This is a genomic window from Rhizobium sp. N324, from assembly GCF_001664485.1.
In the GTDB taxonomy this organism is placed as follows: Bacteria; Pseudomonadota; Alphaproteobacteria; order Rhizobiales; family Rhizobiaceae; genus Rhizobium.
In genome coordinates, this window is the sequence record NZ_CP013630.1 from 1,597,144 (window position 1) to 1,614,843 (window position 17,700).

15 protein-coding genes are annotated in these 17,700 nt (G+C 61.7%); 10 read left to right on the forward strand and 5 right to left on the reverse strand.

From position 1 onward, the window contains the following. Positions 1-45: 45 nt before the first annotated feature. Complete coding sequence (locus AMK05_RS07665; RefSeq protein WP_064837971.1) at positions 46-681, forward strand: outer membrane protein; 636 nt, start codon at positions 46-48, stop codon at positions 679-681. A gap of 79 nt (positions 682-760) precedes the next feature. On the opposite strand, the gene AMK05_RS07670 is transcribed toward AMK05_RS07665, so the two are convergent. Together AMK05_RS07670 and AMK05_RS07675 are read right to left on the reverse strand one after the other, a co-directional pair. Next, positions 761-1,357, reverse strand: a complete 597-nt coding sequence (locus AMK05_RS07670; RefSeq protein ID WP_064837972.1) for a glutathione S-transferase family protein — start codon at positions 1,355-1,357, stop codon at positions 761-763. 58 nt (positions 1,358-1,415) lie between these two features. Continuing rightward, a complete protein-coding gene (locus AMK05_RS07675) occupies positions 1,416-2,285 on the reverse strand; it encodes a 23S rRNA (adenine(2030)-N(6))-methyltransferase RlmJ (protein ID WP_064837973.1) in 870 nt (289 codons plus the stop codon). An 81-nt stretch (positions 2,286-2,366) separates the two neighbouring features. Here AMK05_RS07675 and AMK05_RS07680 point away from each other — a divergent pair, with 81 nt between their 5' ends. From AMK05_RS07680 to AMK05_RS35140, 5 genes are all read left to right on the forward strand, one after another. After that, entirely contained in the window at positions 2,367-4,505 is a 2,139-nt protein-coding gene (locus tag AMK05_RS07680) for a molybdopterin-containing oxidoreductase family protein (RefSeq protein WP_064841307.1), read from the forward strand. Further along, on the forward strand, positions 4,502-5,092 hold the full coding sequence (locus AMK05_RS07685) for an NUDIX domain-containing protein (protein ID WP_064837974.1): 591 nt from the start codon (positions 4,502-4,504) through the stop codon (positions 5,090-5,092). The genes AMK05_RS07680 and AMK05_RS07685 overlap by 4 nt, the downstream gene beginning before the upstream one ends. Before the next feature lie 148 nt (positions 5,093-5,240). Beyond that, complete coding sequence (locus tag AMK05_RS07690; protein WP_064837975.1) at positions 5,241-6,410, forward strand: alpha-D-ribose 1-methylphosphonate 5-triphosphate diphosphatase; 1,170 nt, start codon at positions 5,241-5,243, stop codon at positions 6,408-6,410. A 247-nt stretch (positions 6,411-6,657) separates the two neighbouring features. Further along, the gene (locus AMK05_RS07695; RefSeq protein WP_064837976.1) at positions 6,658-7,374 is read left to right on the forward strand and encodes a hypothetical protein; all 717 of its coding nucleotides are present in this window, start codon (positions 6,658-6,660) and stop codon (positions 7,372-7,374) included. Between the two features lie 162 nt (positions 7,375-7,536). Beyond that, entirely contained in the window at positions 7,537-8,286 is a 750-nt protein-coding gene (locus AMK05_RS35140; protein WP_064837977.1) for a hypothetical protein, read from the forward strand. 73 nt (positions 8,287-8,359) lie between these two features. Here AMK05_RS35140 and purN read toward each other — a convergent pair whose 3' ends face one another. Further along, the gene (purN, locus tag AMK05_RS07705) at positions 8,360-9,031 is read right to left on the reverse strand and encodes a phosphoribosylglycinamide formyltransferase (RefSeq protein ID WP_064837978.1); all 672 of its coding nucleotides are present in this window, start codon (positions 9,029-9,031) and stop codon (positions 8,360-8,362) included. Then, the gene (gene purM / locus AMK05_RS07710) at positions 9,028-10,101 is read right to left on the reverse strand and encodes a phosphoribosylformylglycinamidine cyclo-ligase (protein ID WP_064837979.1); all 1,074 of its coding nucleotides are present in this window, start codon (positions 10,099-10,101) and stop codon (positions 9,028-9,030) included. Before purM ends, purN begins: the two co-directional genes overlap by 4 nt. A gap of 246 nt (positions 10,102-10,347) precedes the next feature. Here purM and AMK05_RS07715 point away from each other — a divergent pair, with 246 nt between their 5' ends. The 4 genes from AMK05_RS07715 to ppx all read left to right on the forward strand — a co-directional run bounded on the left by AMK05_RS07715 (position 10,348) and on the right by ppx (position 15,978). Next, positions 10,348-11,472 carry an AI-2E family transporter gene (locus AMK05_RS07715; RefSeq protein WP_064837980.1) on the forward strand — a complete coding sequence of 375 codons (1,125 nt, stop codon included), beginning with the start codon at positions 10,348-10,350 and terminating at the stop codon, positions 11,470-11,472. Further along, positions 11,465-12,178, forward strand: a complete 714-nt coding sequence (hdaA, locus tag AMK05_RS07720; protein WP_064837981.1) for a DnaA regulatory inactivator HdaA — start codon at positions 11,465-11,467, stop codon at positions 12,176-12,178. Before AMK05_RS07715 ends, hdaA begins: the two co-directional genes overlap by 8 nt. 62 nt (positions 12,179-12,240) lie before the next feature. Continuing rightward, positions 12,241-14,445: an RNA degradosome polyphosphate kinase gene (locus AMK05_RS07725; protein ID WP_064837982.1), complete on the forward strand. Its 2,205-nt coding sequence runs from the start codon at positions 12,241-12,243 to the stop codon at positions 14,443-14,445. A gap of 12 nt (positions 14,446-14,457) precedes the next feature. After that, positions 14,458-15,978 (forward strand): exopolyphosphatase, encoded by a 1,521-nt coding sequence (gene ppx, locus AMK05_RS07730; RefSeq protein ID WP_064837983.1) that lies wholly within the window; start codon positions 14,458-14,460, stop codon positions 15,976-15,978. A 323-nt stretch (positions 15,979-16,301) separates the two neighbouring features. On the opposite strand, the gene AMK05_RS07735 is transcribed toward ppx, so the two are convergent. Then, complete coding sequence (locus tag AMK05_RS07735; RefSeq protein WP_064837984.1) at positions 16,302-17,660, reverse strand: esterase-like activity of phytase family protein; 1,359 nt, start codon at positions 17,658-17,660, stop codon at positions 16,302-16,304. Positions 17,661-17,700: the final 40 nt, after the last annotated feature.

A 17,700-nucleotide genomic window follows, 5' to 3' on the forward strand; every position in this document is an offset into this window, starting at 1 on the left:
TGATAGACAGATGATAAGCGGTGCGGGACTGAAAGGAGACTAAGTATGCGTGTACTCATTGCTGGCCTCATGGCCTCCGTTTTTGCAATTGCGGGCGTCTCGGCAGCTCAGGCGGCCGATGCCGTCGACCAGGTTCCGGAAGCACCGGTCGCCCAGGACGCTCCGGTCAAGCCGGCCGGCAGCTGGGAAGGTTTCTACCTCGGCGGCGCCGGCACCTATAACATGGGTGACTTCGGTTCCGACCGTCACACCTATGGTTTCGGCGGCCAGGTCTTCACCGGCTACAACTGGCAGCAGGGCCAGATCGTTTACGGCGTTGAATCCGATCTCGGCTACAGCGGCGACGACGTTTCCTCGGGCGGCGTCAAGAACAAGTATGGCTGGAACGGCTCCGTCCGTGGCCGCGTCGGCTACGACATGAACCCCTTCCTGCTCTACGGCACGGCCGGTCTCGCCCTCGGCAACATCAAGGTTTCCGACGGCACCTCGGACGAAAGCAAGACGAATTACGGCTATACCGTCGGCGCCGGCGTCGAAGCCTTCGTGACCAACAACATCACGACGCGCTTGGAATATCGCTACACCGACTACCAGAGCAAGGACTACGACCTCGACTCCGGCAGCTTCTCGCGCGGTTACGACGAGAACAGCGTCAAGCTCGGTATCGGCGTCAAGTTCTAAGCCGAACGGAATTATTCAAACATGGAAAAGCCGGGCACGTCGCCCGGCTTTTTGCTGCTCGCCTGTTGTTGCCAGGCGCTCAGGCCTGGGTCTTGAGTTCCTGATAGGCTGGGAATTTCTTTTCGAACTGCCGCAACCAGTCGATCAGCGGTGCATGATCGGCTTCCCACTGGCCCTTGAAGCGCAGATCGAGATAGCCGAGCGTGGCGGCCAAGGCGAAATGCCCGCCGTTGAGTTTCTTGCCCAATTTCGGCGGCTTGGCGCTCAGATGCGCAAGCCCGCTCGTCACCTTCTTCCATTGCCGGTCGATCCAGGGCTGGTGGATCTTTTCCTCATCGCGAAAACGCCGCTCATACATGATCGCCAGCAGGCAATCGCAGATGCCGTCGCAGAGCGATTCGAGGACGTCGGCATCCGTGCGTTTGCCCTTCTTGGAGGGATAGAGCTTGCCCTTCGCCAGCCGGTCGAAATAGTGCATGATCGCCACGCTGTCGAAGACCGAGGCGCCGTCATCGGCCAGCAGCGTCGGGATCTTGCCGAGCGGATTGTTCTCCACCAGGATCGCCGGCGCCGTATTGGTGTCGACCCGGATGGCGTTCAACTCGAGATCCAGGAAATGCGCGGCCATCCGCACCTTGCTGGAATAGGGGGAGGGCGGCGACCAAAGGAGCTTCATGAGATACCTGACGAGATTGTGAAACTGCGGCGGACTATTCCCGAACCGGGTTAATGGGTCAATCGTCCTTCACCGCCTTGGTCTCGCCGCGCAGCCAGAAGGCCCGGTGCGAGGCGAAGCGGTCCTGGGCCAGATGGTCCTTCAATGCTGGCAGCAGCTGGTGCAGCTCGTCCTTCAGCGTGAAGGGCGGGTTGACGATGACGAGGCCCGAGCCCGTCAATCCGGTGATGCCGCGGTCGCTCCGAACGGAAAGTTCGGCGCAGAGCATTTTCGGAATGTCGAGCGCCTGTAGCCTCTCGTGGAATTCCTTGATCGGCGCGCCCTTTTTCAGCGGGTACCACAGGCAATAGGTGCCGCCGGGAAAACGGCGATAGGCCTTTTCCAGCCCCTCGGCCAGACGCTGATATTCGTCCTCTTCCTCGAAAGGCGGATCGACGAGCACGATGCCGCGCTTCTCCTTCGGCGGCAGATGCGCGCCGAGCGCCAGCCAGCCGTCGAGCTCGGTGATGCGCGCATGGTGGTCGCCTTCGAACAGCCGGTGCAGCCTGACAAAATCCTCGGGATGCAGCTCCATCGCCGACAGCCGGTCCTGCGGCCGGAACAGCAGGCGCGCCAGTTTCGGCGATCCGGGATAGAAGCGGATGCCGCCTTCGGGGTTGAGTTCGCGGATGGCTGTCAGGTAGGGCTCCAGCAGTTCGGAAACCTGCGGTCCGAGATCGGCCTCCATCAGCTTGCCGATGCCTTCAAGCCATTCGCCGGTTTTCTGCGCTTCTTCGGAGGAGAGGTCATAGAGCCCGATGCCGGCATGTGTGTCGAGCACGCGGAAGGCGCCATCCTTCTTCTGCATGTAGCGGATCAGCCGCGCCAGCACGGCATGTTTCAGCACATCGGCAAAATTGCCCGCATGATAGATGTGGCGGTAGTTCATTTTCGGTGATGTCCGTATGAATTCGCGTCATGGGAAAGTTTGTGGCTTTTGGCCGTGCAAGGCTTGGAATATACAAATGCCATGAACATTGCGACCCCCATCCACGCCAAATCCCCGAAGCCGGACACCAGGGTAGGCCACACCGCCTGTCCGCACGACTGTCCCTCCACCTGCGCGCTGGAGGTCGACATATCCGAGGACGGCCGCATCGGCCGCGTCCGCGGGGCCAATGATCACTCCTACACCTCCGGCGTCATCTGCGCCAAGGTCGCCCGCTATGCCGAGCGGCTCTATCATCCCGATCGCCTGATGCATCCCCTGCGCCGCGCCGGCGCCAAGGGGGCAGGGCAATGGCAGCAGATTTCCTGGGACGATGCGCTGGATGAGATTGCCGAAGCCTTCGTGAAGGCCGAGGCGCGGGACGGCAGCGAGGCGATCTGGCCTTATTTCTATGCCGGCACCATGGGCTGGGTACAGCGCGATTCGATCGATCGCCTGCGTCACGCCAAGCGTTATTCCGGCTTCTTCTCCTCGATCTGCACCAATCCGGCCTGGACCGGCTTCACCGTGGCGACCGGCACGCTGCGCGGCCCCGATCCGCGCGAGATGGGCCGCACCGATTGCGTCGTCATCTGGGGCACCAATGCGGTCTCGACCCAGGTCAATGTGATGACCCACGCCATCAAGTCGCGCAAGGAGCGCGGCGCCAAGATCGTCGTCATCGACATTTACGACAATCCGACGATGAAGCAGGCCGACATGGCCTTGATCGTCAGGCCCGGCACCGATGCGGCACTGGCCTGCGCCGTCATGCACATCGCCTTCCGCGACGGCTATGCCGACCGGGACTACATGGCGCGCTATGCCGATGATCCCGCCGGCCTCGAAGTCCATCTGAAAACGAAGACGCCGCAATGGGCCGCCGATATCACCGGCCTTTCGGTCGAGGAGATCGAAGCCTTTGCCCGCCTCGTCGGCACGACGAAGAAGACCTTTTTCCGCCTCGGCTACGGCTTCACCCGCCAGCGCAACGGCGCGGTCGCCATGCATGCCGCCGCCTCGGTCGCCACCGTGCTCGGCTCCTGGCAATATGAGGGCGGCGGCGCCTTCCATTCGAACAACGATATCTTCCGCATGAACAATGCGGAACTGACCGGCCGTTCGATGAAGGATGCCGATATCCGCATGCTCGATCAGTCGCAGATCGGCCGGGTGCTGACCGGCGATCCGGTGGCGCTGCGCCATCGCGGCCCGGTGACGGCGATGCTGATCCAGAACACCAACCCGGCCAACATCGCCCCCGAGCAGCGCCAAGTCAAACGCGGTTTTGCCCGCGACGACCTGTTCGTCGCCGTGCACGAGCAGTTCATGACCGAGACGGCCGAGATCGCCGACATCGTCATTCCCGCGACGATGTTCGTCGAGCATGACGACATCTACCGGGCCGGCGGCCAGAACCATATCCTGCTCGGGCCGAAGCTGGTCGAGCCGCCGCCGACCGTGCGTACCAATCTCTTCGTCATCGAGGAACTGGCCAAACGCCTCGGCGTCGCCGATCGCCCCGGCTTCGGCTTTTCAGCCCGCGAAATGGTCGATCGCTTACTGGAATCGAGCGGCCTGCCGGATTACGAGCATTTCCTAGAACACAAATGGTTCGATCGTCAGCCGGCCTTCGAGGAGGCGCATTTCCTGAACGGCTTTGCCCATCCCGACGGCAAGTTTCATTTCCGCCCGGACTGGATCGATCAGCCGGCGCCGAACAAGCCGCCGGCGGCGGTCGGCCTGCTCGGGCCGCATGCCGAGCTTCCCGCCTTCCCCGATCAGGTCGATGTCATCGAAGTCGCCGATCCCGGGCATCCCTTCCGCCTCGCCACCTCGCCCGCCCGCAATTTCTTGAATTCGAGCTTCGCCGAGACCAAGACCTCGCGTCAGAAGGAGGGCCGTCCTGAGGTGATGATCAATCCGGCCGACGCCGAAGCCAACGGCATCGCCCATGGCGATCTCGTCCGAATCGGCAACAGCCGCGGCGATCTGCGCATCCACGCCCGCATCACCACCGACGTGAAGCCTGGCGTGCTGATCGCCGAGGGCCTCTGGCCGAACAAGGCGCATATCGACGGCGAGGGTATCAATGTCCTCACAGGCGCCGACCCGGTCGCGCCCTATGGCGGGGCGGCCGTGCACGATAACAAGGTCTGGATTCGCAAGGACGCAGCATGATGCAGCCGAAATCACGCGTGAAGATCGTCAGCGCGGAAACGCTGTCGAATGGTTGGACAAAGCTTAGCAGCTATCTGCTCGACTATATCGACCGCAAGGGCGCGACCCAACGCTTGAAGCGGGAGGTCTACCACCGCACGCACGCCGCCTGCATCCTGCTTTATGATCCGCAACGCGATCTCGTCATTCTCGTCCGCCAGTTCCGCCTTCCCGTCCATCTGAACGGCGATCCCGCCTGGATGATGGAGGTGCCGGCCGGCCTCCTCGATGACGATCATCCCGAACAGGCGATCCGCCGCGAGGCGATGGAGGAAACCGGTTACCAACTGCGCGACGCGCGTTTCCTCTTCAAATGCTACAGCTCGCCCGGCGCCATCACCGAAGTCGTTCACTTCTTCGTCTCGCTGATCGACATCGCCGACCGCGTGGCGGAAGGCGGCGGCCTGGACGAGGAGCACGAGGATATCGAGGTTCTCGAAGTCCCGCTCGATGAGGCAGCCCAAATGATCGAAAACGGCGAGATCTTCGACGCCAAGACGATCATGCTGCTGCAATGGGCCTTGTTGAACAGGAATAAGCTTCGATAGCGGGTGAGCGGTCTCGGGCAACCCGCCGGGTTGGGCTCAAGACGGTTTCGGTATCGCGGTTCTGGCGTTCGAAAAGTTCATACGTTTGTCACGAAGCGGTTCTATCCGCTGCGGTCTGTCAATCATCGATGCGGTCAGGAGAAAGCCCATGTGGCTCAGCAATTTCACCCTCGTTCTCCCCAACGAGGTGGTGAGTGAAGGTTCCGTGCGGGTTGAAGACGGCGCCATCGCCGAAATCAGGCCGGAGCGGGTCGCCGGGGCTGCCATCGATGGCGGCGGGCGGCTGCTGATGCCGGGCTTCGTCGATCTCCACGGCGACATGATCGAGCGCGAGATCGCGCCGCGCCCGAACGCGACGATGCCGATCGATTTCGGCATCCACGAGCTCGACAAGAAGCTGGCCGCCGCCGGTGTCACCACGGCCTTTGCCGCCGTCTCTTTCGCCACCGAAAGTGTTTACGGCCACGTCCGCTCGCTGGAGACCACCTCGGCGGTGATCGAGGGCATCAACCGCCTGCGCGATGATCTGCTGATCGACCACCGCGTCCACGCCCGCTACGAAATCACCAATGTCGGCGCCGCTGCCGCACTCGAGCGCCTGCTCAATGCCGACCAGATCGATATGGTTTCGCTGACCGACCACACGCCGGGGCAGGGCCAATACAACAACCTGCAAAGCTACATCCTCAGCATTTCCGAGCGCCGCGCCATCTCTGAGGATATGGCCGCCGAGATCGTCGCCAAACGCATCGCCATGCGCAGCAATTCCGAGATCGAGGCCAAGCTGAAGGAGATCGTCGCGCTGTCGCTGAAGCATAAGCTGTCGCTTGCCTCGCATGATGATGACAGTGTCGAGAAAGTCGCGGAAATGCACGATCTCGGCGTCACCATCAGCGAGTTCCCGGTGACGGCGCCCGCCGCCGAAGAGGCGCGCCGCCGTGGCCTCTGGACGCTGATGGGCGCGCCCAATGCGCTGCGCGGCCAGTCGATGTCGGGCAACCTCAGCGCCCTCGATGCCGCCAGGGCCGGCCTCTTGAGCGTCATAGCCGCCGACTATCACCCGGCCGCCTTTGTGCCCGGCATCTTCAAGCTCGCCGAGATGGTGGAAGGCGGCTTGCCTTCAGCCGTCGCCATGGCGACCGGCAACGCCGCCCGCTCCGCCGGCCTCTCGGATCGCGGCGAAATCGCCATCGGCCAGCGGGCCGATCTGGTGGCGGTCGAACCGGGTGAAGTCCATCGCATCCGCGCCACCTTCCGCGCCGGCCGCTTCGTCTATAGCGACGGCACCCTGCATCCGCTGCGGGCGCTTGCGGCGTAGCTTTAATTGAACTTGATTGCCGTCGGTTGAGCAGCGTGCAAACGATAGCGAACCCATGGCTCGAATTGCTTCAAGGCCATACTTCAACCAGGGCAGCCGTTTGCTGTTGCGTAGGGCGAACGTATGCCGTGCGCTAGCCAGCCTCACTGCACTCCGAACTCGATAAAATCGTCTATGCTGGGTTAGCGAACACTTCAACTTTCTCGTGCATCGTTCGGCGATTTCAAGATCAACGAGGCTGTACTTAGTGACCATTTTTGGCCAATCTCGGCTTACACGCATCACCTATGCCGTGCTGCTTCTGCTCATGTTCTGCTTCGACTTTGCAAAGGACCCGATCCAGCGCCTCATTGTGGCCGAACAGGATCAGGCGGCGCGCGAGCTAATGGCGCCACGCCCGGCAAGCAGCGTAGGGACCGCCGTCGGAGGAGAGGTCAGCGGCAAAAACATGCCGCTGATGTTCAAAGGCCAGGAAGAGTTGGTGAAGCAGATTGCAGCCTCCGGCCGCAAGCCGACGGCGGAGGATATGGAAAATCTACGTGCTATGGCCGCCAAAGGGGCAATGCAGATGACGTTGGGCGTCGGAGCGGGCGACGCCGAAACTGCCAAGCTCGTCGCCCGCCGATCCTTCTTCGAAACGCTATACATGGTTGCTGCGATCGCGATGACAGCGATTACAATTGTAGGCCTGCTCTACATCGTATCAGGTCGCCTTCGCGATATTGGCTGGCCTCAATATCTGCTCTGGGGGCTGCTTGCGCCCGTCTTCTTGCCGAAGTTTTTGGCAATTCCCCTGCCGGCGCTCGCGATCCAGGGGATTACCTTTTTCTTCTACGGCGTCCTTCTCGTTCTTGCCTTCATTTCTGGTGAGGACTCCAGCCCGCCCACTCGTTACAAATTGGCCCAGTCGCCGACTCCGGCCAAACGTCGGCCGGGTCAGTTCGGACGACTTGGCACGCAGTAGATGTAGCGGCTCGCTAAGCAGTATTTGGATTGACCTGCCCAGCCGGTTTAGGGGCTGTCGGCAAGCCGCCGCTCGTCGCTTCCATGCAGTTGAGCGTCGGCCTACCCCGGCCAGGTCAGAAGAGGCATTGCAGTCATAAGGTGATCGATGGAGAGGCGACAAATGCCGATCATAAAGTGTAGCGGCAGCATTCCGGAGTCGTTCACGACCAGAAGAGGGCTACTTACGTCGTTCGGAGCGTTGGCATTGGTCGGTTGCCAGGGTGCAACTACGTCGGTTCGTTTCAAGGTCATCGCATCTGCGATCATCGATGGCCGACCGGTCGAAAGTTCATCAGTGATGGAGATCACCTATTCTAAGGTGACGCACAGCCTGATCGGAAATGGTGGCGCAACACGGCTCTATGGCGAGGCCTTGATTTTTGATCTAGACGGAAAAGGTACAATTTACATCTTGCCAACCCAGCATGATCCGAACAACAGTCTTACCCAAGTTTACGAGGATGGCATCCTAGCAACCTTAGAGATAAGGAATAGCATAGGCTCGCTGTCTGATGCAGATTTTGCGAGCCTGCGCAGCGCAAATGGGCGGTATCCATTCAAGTTGAAAACGAGCCGGCTGCCGGTAATCGTGTCGTTCAAGAACGAGAATGATCCAAAAACTATATTTGAGATTCAGCCGGGCGAGATTGGTCGATACTTTTCAGGCGTGCAGTTTACGGGTCTCGATATCGCGATTACGACCGACCGGCTAACTTATAAATTACGAAAACGGCTTCCCTGGCTCGATACCACTATTGCACCGCGAAAAATTTTTGCGCGCGATCCTCCAGGCGCTCTGCGGCCTTATAGGGAATTGCCGTTCAGTTACGTGATTACGCCAGCCGACTTCTTTGGAGACGCTAGCCGATGACAGAGATGCCCTTTGCCCCGAAGAGTTGGCTGCGTTAGTAAAATGTTTAGAAGAGCCCTTGTGGCTCTGTACCCTAACAGCGGTCGCCGATCAGCGAGATGAGCTGGGCCTTGGGCGCAACGGCCGAAGCCTCGGCGCCGATGGCCTTGCCGCCTTCCATCGTCACGCGGCCTTCGGCGAAGAGCCGCAGTGCCTGCGGATAAATCTGGTGTTCGACGGTCAGCACGCGCGCGGCAAGGCTTTCGGCCGTGTCGCCGGAAAGGACAGGCACGGCCGCCTGGCCGATGACCGGCCCTTCGTCCATGCCTTCGGTGACGAAATGCACGGTGCAGCCGGCGATGCGCATGCCGGCGTCGATGGCGCGCTGATGAGTGTGGAGGCCCGGAAACAGCGGCAGCAGGGAAGGGTGGATGTTGAGCATCCGGCCTTCGTAACGCTGGATGAAGGTCGGCGTCAGCAGCCGCATGTAGCCCGCCAGGCAGAGGATATCGGGGGAAAGCTCATCAAGTGCGGAAAAGATCGCCGCCTCATGCGCTTCCTTGCTGGCATAACCCTTGCGGGGAAAGGCGTAGGTGGCGATGCCTTCGGCGGCTGCCTTGGCAAGGCCGCCGGCCTCAGCCTTGTCGGAAATCACGCCGACGATTTCGGCCGGGTAATCGGCGGCCTTGGCGGCCGCAACCAGCGCCATCATGTTGGAGCCGCCGCCGGATATGAGGACGACGACGCGTTTGCGCTTCGCGCTCATATGGCAAGCGTGCCCTTATACACCGTGCCGGCAGCACCCTCGTCGCGGGCGATCATGCGGCCGAGCGTGACCACCGTCTCGCCCTCGGCCTCGAGGGCAGCGGAAACGGCGGCGACATTCTCGCCGGCGACGACGGCGATCATTCCGACTCCGCAGTTGAAGGTGCGCAGCATTTCCTTGGTTTCGACGCCACCCGTCCTGGCGAGCCACGAAAACACCGTGGGAACCTTGACGGCGGCAAGATCGATCTCGGCCGCCAGATGCTTCGGCAGCACGCGCGGAATATTCTCGGGGAAGCCGCCGCCGGTAATGTGGGCCAGCGCCTTGATGGCGCCGGTCTCGCGGATCGCCTTCAGCAGCGGCTTCACATAGATGCGGGTCGGCTCGAGCAGCGCTTCGCCGAGCTTCTTGCCTTCGGCGAACGGCGCCGGCGCATCCCAGCCGAGGCCGGACAGTTCGACGATCTTGCGCACCAGCGAGAAGCCGTTGGAATGGACACCGGAGGAGGCGAGACCGAGGATCACGTCACCCTCGGCAATATCGCCGGAGGGAAGCAGCTTGCCGCGTTCGGCAGCTCCGACGGCAAAGCCGGCGAGGTCATAGTCGCCGGAGGAGTACATGCCGGGCATTTCGGCGGTCTCGCCGCCGATCAGCGCGCAGCCGGCCTGCCGGCAGCCGGCGGCAATACCGCCGACGATCGCAGCACCCTGGTCGGGGTCGAGCTTGCCAGTGGCGAAATAATCGAGGAAGAACAGCGGCTCGGCGCCCTGGACGACGAGATCGTTGACGCACATGGCGACGAGGTCGATGCCGACGGTGTCGTGATAGTCCGCATCGATGGCGATCTTCAGCTTGGTGCCGACGCCATCATTGGCGGCGACGAGAACCGGATCGGTAAAGCCGGCGGCCTTGAGGTCGAAGAGCCCGCCGAAGCCGCCGATCTCGCCATCGGCGCCGGGGCGCCGCGTCGAGCGCACCGCCGGTTTGATCTTCTCGACAAGGAGGTTGCCGGCATCGATGTCGACGCCCGCATCGCTGTATGTCAGGCCGTTTTTCCCAGACTGGCTCATGCTGGTCTCCGATGGCTATTTTCAGGCGGCTAACATGCCGCGTCATCTGCCGGTCGCAATTGCATGACAGGGGCTTTTATGCAAGCGCCGCATGGCAAAAGCCCCCAATTTCCCGCGTCTTCAACCGGCCTTTCCGGGATTTGCCGCGACAGGGTTGACCATCTTTGCGCCTGCATCCTATGTGCTGAATGGCCGCGTCGGTTCGAATGCGGCGTTTGGCGGCGGAAAGCGATCAGCGGGGAAGCGATGCCACAGCAAGTCAGCGGCAACAGTCTCAAGCGTCAGATTTTCTTCTGGCTGGGCGTGCTCGCCTTCTTCATCGTCTTTCTCTATGTCTTCAGCTCGATCCTGCTGCCCTTCATCGCCGGCATGGCGATCGCCTATTTCCTCGACCCGGTGGCCGATCGGCTGGAGCGTCTGGGCCTCAGCCGCATGATGGCGACGGTCGTCATCCTGATCGCCTTCGTCATCACCTTCGCGCTGGCGCTGATGATCCTCATTCCCGTGCTCGTCAGCCAGTTCAACGACTTCGCCGAGCGGCTGCCGGGTTATATCAGCCAGCTGCAGCAGTTCATCGACAGCTCGAAAAACTCGCTGCTGCCGGACTGGGTCAGGAGCCAGGCCGGCACGATCAAGGACAATTTCTCAGGCATCCTCTCCGAAGGCATGGGCTTCCTGACCGGGCTCTTCGCGCAGATCTGGAATTCCGGCAAGGCGATCGTCGACGTCATATCGCTGCTCGTCGTCACCCCCGTTGTCGCCTTCTATATCCTGCTCGATTGGGACCGTATGGTCGCCAAGGTCGATCAGTGGATCCCGCGCGATTATATCAGCGACGTCCGCCAGATCGCCAGCGAGATCGATCAGGCGATCGCCGGCTTCATCCGCGGTCAGGGCTCGCTCTGCCTCATCCTCGGCATTTATTATGCCGCCGGCCTGTCGCTCGTCGGGCTGAATTTCGGCCTGCTGATCGGGCTCTTTGCCGGCATGATCAGCTTCATTCCCTATGTCGGCTCGCTGGTCGGCCTGGTTCTCGCCGTCGGCGTGGCGATCGTCCAGTTCTGGCCGGATTATCCCTGGATCGGCCTGGTGCTCGTTGTCTTCTTCAGCGGCCAGTTCCTGGAGGGCAACATCCTGCAGCCGAAGCTCGTCGGCTCCAGCGTCGGACTGCACCCGGTCTGGCTGATGTTTGCGCTGTTTGCCTTCGGCGCGCTCTTCGGTTTCGTCGGTCTTCTGGTCGCCGTGCCGGCTGCTGCTGCCGTCGGCGTCCTTGTTCGTTTCGCGCTTTCACGCTACCTTCAGAGCGATCTTTATTTTGGCGGGTCATCAGGCGACCGCGCCCGGAAGACGAAATCAGTTTCCAATGAATGACGTGAAGAACGCTGATCCGAAGCGCAAGGCCGGAGAGCAGCTGCCGCTGGTCTTTTCGCACGATGCCGCCAGCGGGCGTGACGACCTCCTGATCTCGGAGCGTCTTGCCGCCGCCGTGTCGATCGTCGATGCCTGGCCGGCATGGCCGTCGCCGGTTGTCGTGCTCGCCGGCCCGGTCGGTTCGGGAAAATCGCATCTCGCCCGCATTTGGCGGGAGCTGAGCGGCGCCGTCGACATCCATCCCGAGCTTGGCTCGGACGCTGCCGTTATTGCCGCCGCCGGCCCGGTGCTGTTCGAGGATGCCGACCGCCTCGGCTTCAACGACAATGCGCTCTTCCACGTCATCAACAGCGTGCGCGAAAACGGCACCAGCCTGTTGATAACCAGCCGCCTCTGGCCGATCTCCTGGCCGGTCTTGCTGCCGGATCTGCGCTCGCGCCTGAAAGCTGCGACCGTCGTCGAGATCGGTGAGCCCGACGAGGCACTGTTGTCGCAGGTGATCGTCAAGCTCTTCGCCGACCGCCAGCTTTATATAGATGACAAACTCGTGCTCTATATCGTCAACCGGATGGAGCGGTCGCTGAATGCCGCCCAGACGATCGTCGAAAGGCTGGACCGGCTGGCCCTGTCGCGGGGTACGAAAATCACCCGGTCTATGGCTGCCGAAGTATTGAATGAATTGGGAAATTCGGAGCCGGCCGATTGACTGTCACAGTTCCGTCGTGAAACTGATATAATTGCCTTCGGCGATTGAGAACGGGGTAGACCATGGATAGTGCCGTCGCAGAGCATCAGGAACTCACTCCGGAAACCAACGACAACACGCCCCCGCTGGAAGAACTGCTCAAGAGCCCCGAGCGCTTCATCAACCGCGAATTCTCCTGGCTGCAGTTCAACCGCCGTGTCCTGGAGGAAACGCTGAATACCGAGCATCCGCTGCTCGAGCGCGTCCGCTTCCTGTCGATCTCGGCTGCCAACCTCGATGAATTCTTCATGGTGCGTGTCGCCGGCCTCGAGGGCCAGGTGCGCCAGAACATCGTCATCCGCAGTCCCGACGGCAAGACGCCGGCCGAGCAGCTCGATTCGATCCTGCAGGAGATCGACCATCTGCAGATGGAGCAGCAGGCCTCGCTGGCCGTCTTGCAGCAATATCTCGCCAAGGAAGACATCCTGATCGTGCGCCCCGGCGCCTTGAGCGATGCCGATCGCCAGTGGCTGGCCACCGAATTCGAACAGGCGATCTTCCCGGTGCTGACGCCGCTGTCGATCGATCCGGCCCATCCTTTCCCGTTCATTCCCAATCTCGGCTTCTCGATCGGCCTGCAACTCGTCAGCAAGAACGGCCGCGAGCCGATGACGGCGCTGCTGCGTCTGCCGCCGGCGCTCGACCGCTTCGTCCGTCTGCCGGACGATGGAAACACTATCCGCTACATCACGCTTGAGGATGTCGCCAACATCTTCATCCATCGGCTCTACCCGGGTTACGAGGTGCAGGGTTCCGGTACCTTCCGCGTCATCCGCGACAGCGATATCGAAGTCGAGGAAGAGGCCGAGGATCTCGTGCGCTTCTTCGAAACGGCGCTGAAGCGGCGGCGTCGCGGTAAGGTCATCCGCATCGAGACCGACTCGGAAATGCCGGCCTCGCTGCGTCAGTTCGTCGTTCAGGCGCTGAATATCCCTGACAATCGCGTCGCCGTTCTGCCGGGCCTTCTGGCGCTGAACACCCTGTCCGAGATCACCAAGGCGCCGCGCGACGATCTCAGGTTTCCGTCCTACAATGCGCGATTTCCCGAGCGCGTCCGCGAACATGCCGGCGACTGCTTCGCCGCCATCCGCGAAAAGGACATGGTCGTCCATCACCCCTATGAATCCTTCGACGTGGTGGTCCAGTTCCTTCTCCAGGCTGCGCGCGATCCTGACGTCCTGGCGATAAAGCAGACGCTTTACCGCACCTCCAACGACAGCCCGATCGTCCGCGCGCTGGTCGACGCCGCCGAGGCCGGCAAGTCGGTGACGGCACTGGTCGAGCTCAAGGCCCGCTTCGACGAAGAGGCGAACATCCGCTGGGCGCGCGATCTCGAGCGCGCCGGTGTGCAAGTCGTGTTCGGCTTCATCGAGCTCAAGACCCACGCCAAGATGTCGATGGTCGTCCGCCGCGAGGAAGGCAAGCTCCGGACCTATTGCCACCTCGGAACCGGCAACTACCACCCGATCACCGCGAAGATCTACACCGACCTGTCCTATTTCACCTGCAATCCGGTCATCGCCCACGATATGGCGAACATCTTCAATTTCATCACCGGCTACGGCGAGCCGGAACAGGGCATGCAGCTTGCGATTTCGCCCTATACGATGCGGCCGCGCATCCTGCGCCACATCGAGGAAGAAATTCAGCATGCCCGGAACGGCGCTCCGGCAGCAATCTGGATGAAGATGAACTCGCTTGTCGACCCCGACATCATCGACGCGCTCTATCGCGCCAGCCATGCCGGCGTTGAAATCGATCTCGTCGTACGCGGCATCTGCTGCCTGCGCCCGCAGGTGCCCGGCCTTTCCGAAAAGATCCGCGTCAAGTCGATCATCGGCCGCTTCCTCGAACACAGCCGCATTTTCTGCTTCGGCAACGGCCATGGCCTGCCGTCCGACAAGGCGCTGGTTTATATCGGTTCGGCCGATATGATGCCGAGAAATCTCGATCGCCGCGTCGAGACCATGGTTCCGCTGACAAACCCGACCGTTCACGAGCAGGTCTTGTCACAGATTATGCTCGGCAACGTGATTGACAATCAACAAAGCTACGAGATATTGCCCGACGGTACGTCCCGGCGCATGGAAGTGCGCAGAGGCGAGGAACCGTTCAATGCGCAGCTGTATTTCATGACCAATCCGAGCCTGTCGGGCCGTGGTGAAGCTCTGAAGTCCAGTGCGCCGAAGCTGATCGCCGGCCTGCTCGAAGGCCGCAACAACAAGTAAAACTGGACCTAGATGGTTGAATCTGAAGCCCAGGGGCGCCTTCCGGGGATCGCCCCGGTCTCCGTCGTCGATATTGGATCGAATTCCATTCGTCTTGTCGTCTATGAAGGCATGTCCCGTTCGCCAACCGTCCTGTTCAACGAAAAGGTTCTCTGCGGCCTCGGCAGGGGCATAGCCCTGACCGGCAAAATGGATGAAGCCAGCGTCATCAGGGCTTTGGCGTCGCTGCATCGTTTCAAGGCTCTGTCCGACCAGGCGCGCGCCGCCACCATGTATGTCTTGGCGACGGCCGCCGCGCGCGAGGCGAGCAACGGTCCCGATTTCATCCATCAGGCCGAAACCATCCTCGGCCGCAAGGTCCGTGTGCTCTCGGGCGAGGAGGAGGCGAAATTCGCCTCGCTCGGCATCATCAGTGGCTTCTTCAATCCCGATGGCATCGCCGGCGATCTCGGCGGCGGCTCGCTTGAGCTCATCGATATCAAGGGCAAGGAGTTCGGCAAGGGCATCACCCTGCCGCTCGGCGGCCTGCGCCTGTCGGAATATGCCGGCGGCTCGCTCTCCAAGGCCCGTACCTTTGCCCGCAAGCAGGTGAAGACGGCAAAGCTCTTGTCGAAGGGCGAGGGGCGCACCTTCTACGCCGTCGGCGGCACCTGGCGAAACATCGCCAAGCTGCATATGGAGATGACACATTATCCGCTGCACATGATGCAGGGTTATGAAGTCTCGCTCGAAGCGATGATGCTGTTTCTCGAACAGGTGGTGACCGCGCGCGATTCCAAGGAGCCGGCGCTGCAAGCCGTGTCCAAGCATCGCCGTTCGCTGCTGCCCTTCGGCGCCGTCGCCATGAAGGAAGTGCTGAGCGCGATGAAGCCGTCGGTGATTTCCTTTTCGGCGCAGGGTGTGCGCGAGGGATATCTCTATTCGCTGCTGTCGGAGGGCGAGCGCCGTCTCGATCCGCTGCTTGCCGCTGCCGGCGAACTGGCAATCCTGCGGGCCCGCTCGCCCGAGCATGCCCGCGAGCTGGCGGAATGGACCGGCCGGATGATGCCGCTCTTCGGCATCCAGGAAACCGAAGAGGAAAGCCGTTATCGCCGGGCCGCCTGCCTGCTTGCCGATATTAGTTGGCGCGCTCATCCCGATTATCGTGGCCTGCAGGCGCTGAACGTCATCGCCCACTCTTCCTTCGTCGGCATCAGCCATCCTGGCCGCGCCTTCATCGCGCTGACCAATTATTACCGTTTCGAGGGCTTGCACGACGACGGCGCCACCGGCCCGCTGGCGCAGATCGCCACGCCGCAGCTCATCGAGCGCGCCAAGCTGCTCGGCGGCATGCTGCGCGTCGTCTACCTCTTCTCGGCCTCGATGCCCGGAATCGTCAAGAACCTGACCTTCCGCAGATCGTCGAACCCGGACCTCGACCTCGAATTCGTCGTGCCGCCGGAATACCGCGATTTCGCCGGCGAACGCCTGGACGGACGATTGCAGCAACTGTCGCGGCTGACGAACAAGAGGCTGGCGTTTTTGTTCGAGTAAGGTGGTGCTTGCTCCCTCTTCTCCCCAGCGGGGAGAAGGTGGCCCGAAGGGTCGGATGAGGGGGCCGCACGGCACACCATGTAATTATTGCCTTCGCTTGCGCTCAGTGCATTCGCGGCTTTTGCCGCTCACCCCCTCATCTGCCTGCCGGCATCTTCTCCCCGCTGGGGAGAAGGGGAATGTGGCGGCGCCGAATGCCTTCTTCACTCGTTAGAAGCCCGAGGGAACGAACGAGACGGCTGCTTACCTCCTCACGCATGTTGTCCAGGCAAAAAGGGCGCCGCTCGCGCACCGCCCTTCCTGTTCAAGTATCAGAACCCAAATCACTTCGCGCTCAAAAACTCCCCAACCTCCAGCAGGCTGAACTCGTTATTGTCGGCCTTGTCGACGGCGCGGCCGGCGGAGAAGGGCAGGTTGTTGTCGTTGCCGATGATGATGTGGGTGGCGTCGACGCGGTCGACGTTTTCGATCGTCACGAAGGGCATGTCGTAGACGCCGTCCTTGGCTCCGGCCTTCTTCTTGTTGTCGGGGTCCTGGATATTCAGAAGGTCGATATAGCCGATCTTGCGGACGGCCTTGCCGGCATTGGCGTCGTTGAACTCGATCTTGTAGACGCGCTTCAGCTCGGCAGGCGCCTCGAAGCAATCCGGCTTCGGCTGCTTCGGGTCGGCGCAGGCCTTGTCCTTGGTGCCGGCGCCGCTGTCACGCTCGATGACGAGGGCGGTCGTGTCGTCGAGCATGTTGAAGTCGCCGATCGACACGCCCTTGTCCTCGAACGGATAGAGCCAGCTGCGGCCGGTCCACTTCTTGGAGGCGAGGTCGAATTCGATGATGCGGACGGCGGTGTGGCCGTCAACCGTTTCCATCTGGCCGTCATCCTTGTAGATGGCGCCCTCGAGCAGGCCATAGAGCTTAGCGCCGTCCTTCGACATGGCGAGGCCTTCGAAGCCGCCGGAGCGCTTCAGGTTGAAGACCGGCATCTTCGCGGCCGGGTTGCCTGGAGGCTGGATCAGCGGATTGTCGGGCGAAAGCACCGGCTTGCCGTCGAGCGTCGTTGCGATGACGTCGGTCAGGTGGCCCTCGGTGTCGATTTTCAGAATGTAGGGGCCGAATTCGTCGCCGAGCCAGAAACCGTCGGCAACCGGCTGGATCGATTCGATGTCGAAATCGGCGCCGGTGAGGTAACGCGTATCGGTGCCTTCCAGCACGATCGGGAAGGGGGCGATCTTGTTCGGATCGGAAAGGAAGAGGTTCTTGACGACGTCGGCCTTGTTGGCCGCCCAGTCGAACTTCATCTGGTGCAGGAAGAGCATGGAGTCGGAGGAATTGGCCTTCGAGCCGAAGCCGTTATCCGTGAGCGTCCAGAAGGTGCCGTCAGCCATCGTCTTGATGCCGGAGAAACCCTGGACCGCCTGACCGTCGAAGGGGAGCTTCAGATCGGTGACGCGGGCGCCGTCCTTGCCGGGAACGGTGCCGAGCGCTTCGGTGCGCTTGCGGTCCGGCGTCGTGAACTTGCCTGAGTGCTTGAGGAATTCAGGAGCGTCGGCCGGAGCCGGAACCAGGGTGTTGGCAAGCAGGATTGCCTGGCCGGCGAGCTTCGCCGGAAACTGCTGCTGGTCGGCCGAAGCGGAGGCGGCCATCAGGATGAAAAGCGATACGGAAGCAAAAAGGACGTTCTTCATAATATCCCCATGGAACGGATGCCAATGGCTTCCGCTTAGC

What these genes read in the sequence shown, in the direction of transcription:
- AMK05_RS07685 (WP_064837974.1), top strand. Translation starts at nt 4,502, where the DNA reads ATGATGCAGCCGAAATCACGCGTGAAGATCGTCAGCGCGGAAACGCTG.
- hdaA (WP_064837981.1), top strand. Translation starts at nt 11,465, where the DNA reads ATGAATGACGTGAAGAACGCTGATCCGAAGCGCAAGGCCGGAGAGCAG.
- purM (WP_064837979.1), bottom strand. Translation starts at nt 10,101, where the DNA reads ATGAGCCAGTCTGGGAAAAACGGCCTGACATACAGCGATGCGGGCGTC.
- AMK05_RS35140 (WP_064837977.1), top strand. Translation starts at nt 7,537, where the DNA reads ATGCCGATCATAAAGTGTAGCGGCAGCATTCCGGAGTCGTTCACGACC.
- AMK05_RS07665 (WP_064837971.1), top strand. Translation starts at nt 46, where the DNA reads ATGCGTGTACTCATTGCTGGCCTCATGGCCTCCGTTTTTGCAATTGCG.
- AMK05_RS07680 (WP_064841307.1), top strand. Translation starts at nt 2,367, where the DNA reads ATGAACATTGCGACCCCCATCCACGCCAAATCCCCGAAGCCGGACACC.
- AMK05_RS07675 (WP_064837973.1), bottom strand. Translation starts at nt 2,285, where the DNA reads ATGAACTACCGCCACATCTATCATGCGGGCAATTTTGCCGATGTGCTG.
- AMK05_RS07725 (WP_064837982.1), top strand. Translation starts at nt 12,241, where the DNA reads ATGGATAGTGCCGTCGCAGAGCATCAGGAACTCACTCCGGAAACCAAC.
- AMK05_RS07670 (WP_064837972.1), bottom strand. Translation starts at nt 1,357, where the DNA reads ATGAAGCTCCTTTGGTCGCCGCCCTCCCCCTATTCCAGCAAGGTGCGG.
- AMK05_RS07690 (WP_064837975.1), top strand. Translation starts at nt 5,241, where the DNA reads ATGTGGCTCAGCAATTTCACCCTCGTTCTCCCCAACGAGGTGGTGAGT.
- ppx (WP_064837983.1), top strand. Translation starts at nt 14,458, where the DNA reads ATGGTTGAATCTGAAGCCCAGGGGCGCCTTCCGGGGATCGCCCCGGTC.
- AMK05_RS07735 (WP_064837984.1), bottom strand. Translation starts at nt 17,660, where the DNA reads ATGAAGAACGTCCTTTTTGCTTCCGTATCGCTTTTCATCCTGATGGCC.
- purN (WP_064837978.1), bottom strand. Translation starts at nt 9,031, where the DNA reads ATGAGCGCGAAGCGCAAACGCGTCGTCGTCCTCATATCCGGCGGCGGC.
- AMK05_RS07715 (WP_064837980.1), top strand. Translation starts at nt 10,348, where the DNA reads ATGCCACAGCAAGTCAGCGGCAACAGTCTCAAGCGTCAGATTTTCTTC.